This window comes from Nitrosophilus sp. (genome assembly GCF_982775275.1).
Genome location: NZ_CEXZHP010000219.1, coordinates 1 through 2402 on the forward strand (window position 1 = coordinate 1; position 2402 = coordinate 2402).

The following is a 2402-nucleotide window of genomic DNA, read 5'->3' on the forward strand; positions in this document are numbered from 1 at the left end:
TTACCAATGTCTAATGTCCAATGTCCAATGTCAAAATTGGTTAAAATAGTTGAGTGGTTGAGAAGTTAGGTGAAAGGCTGAAGGGAGAAGGAGGTAAGGTGGTAAGGAGATAAGGTGATAAGGTGGTAAGGTGGTAAGGGGGTAAGGAGGTAAGGGGTAAGAGTCAAAATGATAAGAGAGGGCTCAATTACCAATTACCAATTCCCAATTACCAAATTATTAAATTAAAGGAGAGATATTTTGATTATAGATACCCATTGTCATTTGGATGATAAAAGATATTATGATGATTTGGACGAGGTTATAAAAAGAGCGATAGAGCATGATGTAAAAGGTTTTTTAATTCCCGGGGCCGATCCTGAAGATCTTGATAGAGCTAAGTGGATCAGTGAAAATTATAAAAACGTTTTTTTTGCAGCAGGCGTTCATCCATATGAAAAGGATAAATTTGACGAAGATCTTTTATTTAAATATCTTATCCATCCAAAATGCGTAGCAGTAGGTGAGTGTGGGTTGGACTATTACAGGCTTCCTAAAGAGGAAAATGAAAAAATAAAAGAGAAAAATGAGCAAAAAGAGATATTTAAAAAGCATATTGAAATAGCAAAAGAAGTTAAAAAACCGTTGATAGTTCATATTAGAGAGGCAAGTTTTGATTCTAAAGAGATATTAATTGAAAATGGTGCTAAAGAAGTGGGAGGAGTTTTACACTGTTTTAATGCAAGTGAGATATTGTTAGAACTTAGCGATTATAATTTTTATTTTGGAATAGGTGGGGTTATAACTTTTAAAAATGCAAAAAAATTGGTAAATATTTTGCCAAAAATCCCTTTAGATAGGATATTAATAGAAACAGACTCTCCATATCTTACACCTCATCCATATAGAGGAAAAAGAAACGAGCCATATTATACTATTTTAATAGCAAAGAAAATTGCTCAAATTTTAGATATTGATTTTGAAAAAATTTGCGATATAACCACAAATAACGCAAATAGATTATTTAAATGTTTTTTATAAAAAATTTACTAAAATAGGGGATAAATGTTTAAGTGCTTTAAAATTTGCTTAAGGAGAGTTTTTTGATTAGATTTGTTGTTATTGGAATAATTTTTATTTCAAATCTTTTTGCCTCTTTGGATTTTGGAGGCTACTATAATAAAGAGATAGAGATATTAAGAAGTTTAGACGTGGATCCATCCTTTGTTGCAAATAAAGATTTTGTAAAAGTAAAAAAAGAGTTTGAAAAATATAAAAAAAGACATTTTTTTGATACCAATAGCGACTCTTTTATATATATTCCTACTATAAAAAGATTGATTAGTGAGGCTAAAATACCTCAGGTTTTTCTTTTTATGGCAATGGCTGAGTCAAATTTTAAACTTCACGCAAAATCCCATAAAAAAGCCGTGGGGATTTGGCAGTTTATGCCTTCAACCGCAAAAAAATATGGACTTAGAATAGATGAGTATGTAGATGAGAGAAAGGATCCCGTAAAATCAACTAAAGCGGCTATTAAATATCTAAAATATCTTCATAAAAAATTTGGCAGATGGTATTTGGCAGCTCTTGCTTATAATTCCGGTGAGGGAAGAGTTGTTAGAGCTATTAAAAAAGCAAAAACAAAAGATTTAAACAAATTGATCGATCCTAAAAAAAAGTATCTACCAAAAGAGAGTAGAAGATATATTAGAAAAATAATCGCTCTTGCTTTAATAGGAAGTGATGAAAACTATCATTTAAAAAGAGATTTTGATTATATCTTAAATAGAGGGTCGGCTTACTCTCTAGCAACCGTAAAGGTAAAAGGCGGAGAAGTTTTGGATGAGATTGCAAAAGATATAAAGATAAAAAGATCGATTTTAAGAGAGTTAAACGCACATTTAAAATATGGCTTTGTTCCGCCAAACGTTAAAGAGTATGATATTTATCTTCCATATATTAAATTAGCCGATTTTAAAGAAAATTATAAACCTTCCAATATAAAAAAGGCTTTTATCGTATACAAGGTTAAAAAAGGCGATAGTTTAGCAAAAATTGCCGCTAAATATGAAATATCTTATAAGATGATAAAAGATTTTAATAAGCTAAGATCAAATATTTTAAGAATAAATCAGACTTTAATTATTCCTATACCTAAAAAAAGTAAAATTATCTATAGGGTAAAAAAAGGGGATACTCTTCTTTCAATATCTAAAAAATACGGCATAACCGTTGCTAAATTAAAAAAATTAAACGGCAAAAAAACTCATATGATAAGAGTTGGAGAGAAACTTGTTATTATCAATTAGTAGATTTTTTCTTATATTAGTTTTTTTATTTTTTTTAACCGGATGTGCTACAAAAAGATATTATTACTCGGCTCCTACATATGGAAAACCCAAGTCTTCATACTCTATCCA

Annotated in this window: 2 protein-coding genes; both read left to right on the top strand. The window is 29.8% G+C overall.

All coding sequences use genetic code 11. The features are described 5' to 3' along the window. Positions 1-240 precede the first annotated feature (240 nt). Complete coding sequence (locus AC30RD_RS08440) at positions 241-1020, top strand: TatD family hydrolase (RefSeq protein WP_489494048.1); 780 nt, start codon at positions 241-243, stop codon at positions 1018-1020. A 62-nt stretch (positions 1021-1082) separates the two neighbouring features. After that, entirely contained in the window at positions 1083-2291 is a 1209-nt protein-coding gene (locus AC30RD_RS08445; protein WP_489494050.1) for a lytic transglycosylase domain-containing protein, read from the top strand. Positions 2292-2402: the final 111 nt, after the last annotated feature.